This is a genomic window from Actinotalea sp. (genome assembly GCF_035443605.1).
Taxonomy (GTDB): Bacteria; Actinomycetota; Actinomycetes; order Actinomycetales; family Cellulomonadaceae; genus Actinotalea.
In genome coordinates, this window is the sequence record NZ_DAORSQ010000063.1 from 12793 (window position 1) to 15864 (window position 3072).

Below are 3072 nucleotides of genomic sequence, written 5' to 3' on the forward strand. Positions count from 1 at the left end.
GCGGCGGAGGCCACCCTGCGCCAGATGCGCGTCGCGCTCGGGCTCATCGCCGTCACCGTCGTCGCCCTCGGTGCGCTGGCCGGGTGGTGGGGCGTGCGCCGCGCCCTGCGGCCGCTGCGCGAGATCGAGGACACCGCTGCGGCGATCGCCGCCGGCGACCTCAGCCGGCGCGTGCCGGACCGCCCGGTGACCACCGAGGTCGGCCGGCTGGCCGGGGCCCTCAACGGCATGCTGACCCAGATCGAGCGGGCCTTCGCGGACCGGACGGCGTCCGAGGAGCGGATGCGCCGGTTCGTCGCCGACGCGAGCCATAAGCTGCGCACCCCGCTGGCCACCATCCGCGGGTACGGCGAGCTCTACCGGATGGGTGCGCTGACCACGGAGGAGGACGTCGCGGGGTCCCTGCGGCGCATCGAGGGATCCGCCGTCCGGATGGGCTCGCTGGTCGACGACCTGCTCGCGCTCGCGCGGCTCGACGAGGGCCGTCCGCAGCGCCACGACGCGGTCGACCTCGCCGTGCTCGCCGGGGATGCCGTCGCGGACCTGCGCGCCCTCGACCCCTCCCGCACCGTCCGCCTCATGGGGTGGGACGGCGGCACGACGGCGGGCGCCCTGACCGTGGGTGACGAGGCACGCCTGCGCCAGGTGGTCGCCAACCTCGTCGGCAACGTCGTGCAGCACACCCCGGCCGGCACGGACGTCGAGATCGCCGTGGGCCGCACGGCCGACGGCGCGCACGCCGCGCTCGAGGTGCGCGACCACGGCCCCGGCATCGCCCCCGAGCACGCCGCGCGGGTCTTCGAGCGGTTCTACCGGGTCGACGCGTCCCGGGGCAGGGACTCGGGCGGGGCGGGCCTGGGGATGGCGATCGTCGCGGCGATCGTCGATGCGCACGCCGGCAGCGTCGCGCTGGCGCAGACGCACGGCGGCGGGACGACCGTCCGACTGCTGCTCCCGGCCGCCGGGAGCGGGCCGACGGTCTAGCATGACCAGTCGTTGTCCCCGACAGGATGAGGCACGGCGATGGGCGTCACCGACGCACCCCAGTGGTTGATCTCGGCGTGGAGCAGAGCGGCCGTCGGCGCCGGGGCGACGGCCCCGCGGGACGAGGTCGACGCGGTCGGTGAGGAGCTCCTCGAGCGCTGGTCCGACCCGCACCGCCACTTCCACAACCTGCGACACCTGACCGACGTGCTCGCCCGCGTGGACGAGCTCGCCGAGGAGACCCACGAGCCCGACCTCGTCCGCCTGGCCGCCTGGTACCACGGCGCCGTCTTCGACGCGGCGGAGAAGGTCTCCTACGCCCACCGCGGCGGCGAGGACGAGATGGCCAGCGCCGCGCTCGCGCGCGAGGAGCTGACCGGCCTGGGTCTGCGGCCCGCCGCCGTCGACCGCGTCGTGGAGCTCGTCGTGGCGCTGGCCCGGCACGTCTCGCGGCCGGAGGACTTCGACTGCGCCGTGCTGTGCGACGCCGACCTGGCGATGCTGGCTGCGGACCCGCAGCGGTACAAGGCCTACCTCACCGACATCCGGGCCGAGTACGCCCACCTGCCCGTCGAGGAGTTCGTCCGCGCGCGGATCGCCATCCTGCGGCGCCTCGAGCACCGACCCACCCTCTTCTCCAGCCCGCTCGGCGCGGCGTGGGAGGAGCCGGCGCGGCAGAACCTCGGCGGGGAGCTGCACCGCCTCGAGAAGGAGCTCGCCAAGATCGAGGCGGCCCACGCGGCGCAGGACGCGGCCGAGGCCGCGGCAGCGGCCGCCGTCGAGGCGGCGGAGGCGACCGAGGCCTGACGCGCGGAGCGCGCCGTCCCCAGGGTCACGCCACGCGGCCCGGCTCCACGGCACCCCCGCACCCTGGCCACCCGGTCCTGGCCCGTCCCTCCACAGCCCGCCCGTACCCGGCCACGACGTCTGGCCACCCCCGCCTACCGTTGCCGCACCACGACACGGACGGAGACGGGCATGAGCAGGTACGAGGTCGACAGTGCGCAGGTCGCCCAGGCGGGGGCCGCGGCGGGGGCGTCGGTGACGGTGATCCGCAGCGAGGTGGCAGCCCTGGTGCGCCACCTCGCTGACCTGCAGGCCGGCTGGCACGGCGGTGCCGCGACCGCCTTCGGCGGGGTCCTCGCCGACTGGACGGTCACCCAGCACCGGGTCGAGGCGAGCCTCGACCAGATCACCGCAGCGCTCGGCGCGGCAGCCCAGCACTACGCCGAGGCGGAGCAGCAGGCCGCCCGGCTGTTCTGGCGCTGAGGGCGGGTCCCGACACGCGGCCGGGTGACCGGCGCCGGCCGCCGCGCGCGCCGGCCGGGCCGACCTGGCACCATCACCGGATGGCCGTGCTCATCGACCCTCCCCTGTGGCCCCGGCACGGTCGCGTCTGGGGCCACCTGGTGAGCGACACGTCGCTGGCGGAGCTGCACGCCTTCGCCGCCCGGGCCGGGATCCCCGAGCGGGGGTTCGACCAGGACCACTACGACGTCCCCGCCGAGCGGTACGGCGAGCTGGTGGCCCTGGGCGCCGAGCTCGTCGACGGTCGGGTGCTCGTGCGGCGCCTGCGCGCGTCGGGCCTGCGCGTGCGGGCCCGCGACCGGGTCCCCCACACGCACTGAGCCGTGCGGCACCCCCGGCACGCAGCACGGCGGGCGCCCCCCGAGGGGGACGCCCGCCGTGTCGGTGCTGTGGTGCGAGCGGACCTGATCAGTCGATCAGAAGTCCATCCCGCCCATGCCGCCGTCGCCGCCACCGGCCGGGGCGTGACGCTCCGGCTTGTCGGCCACGACGGCCTCGGTGGTGAGGAACAGGGCCGCGATGGACGCCGCGTTCTGCAGGGCAGAGCGCGTCACCTTCACCGGGTCGTTGACCCCGGCCGCGAGCAGGTCCTCGTACACGCCGGTCGCGGCGTTGAGGCCGTGCCCGGACGGGAGGTTGCGGACCTTCTCCGCCACGACGCCGCCCTCGAGGCCGGCGTTGATGGCGATCTGCTTGAGCGGAGCCTCGAGCGCGACGCGGACGATGTTCGCGCCGGTCGCCTCGTCACCCTCGAGCTCGAGCTTGGCGAAGACCGCCTGG

5 protein-coding genes are annotated in these 3072 nt (G+C 75.9%); 4 read left to right on the forward strand and 1 reads right to left on the reverse strand.

The annotated features are described in order from the left end of the window. The 4 genes from PKY62_RS08470 to PKY62_RS08485 form a co-directional block, all read left to right on the forward strand. Window positions 1-984 (forward strand): sensor histidine kinase (locus tag PKY62_RS08470; RefSeq protein WP_324536272.1); only part of this gene is annotated, 984 nt, incomplete at its 5' end. Window positions 985-1023: 39 nt separating this feature from the next. Further along, window positions 1024-1791, forward strand: coding sequence for an HD domain-containing protein (locus PKY62_RS08475; protein ID WP_324536273.1), 768 nt, complete (start codon window positions 1024-1026; stop codon window positions 1789-1791). A gap of 171 nt (window positions 1792-1962) precedes the next feature. Beyond that, window positions 1963-2253, forward strand: a complete 291-nt coding sequence (locus tag PKY62_RS08480; RefSeq protein WP_324536274.1) for a WXG100 family type VII secretion target — start codon at window positions 1963-1965, stop codon at window positions 2251-2253. Window positions 2254-2333: 80 nt separating this feature from the next. Then, on the forward strand, window positions 2334-2612 hold the full coding sequence (locus tag PKY62_RS08485; protein WP_324536275.1) for a DUF4031 domain-containing protein: 279 nt from the start codon (window positions 2334-2336) through the stop codon (window positions 2610-2612). 96 nt (window positions 2613-2708) lie between these two features. On the opposite strand, the gene PKY62_RS08490 is transcribed toward PKY62_RS08485, so the two are convergent. After that, window positions 2709-3072: TCP-1/cpn60 chaperonin family protein (locus PKY62_RS08490; RefSeq protein WP_324536276.1), on the reverse strand; the 364-nt coding region annotated here is incomplete at its 5' end.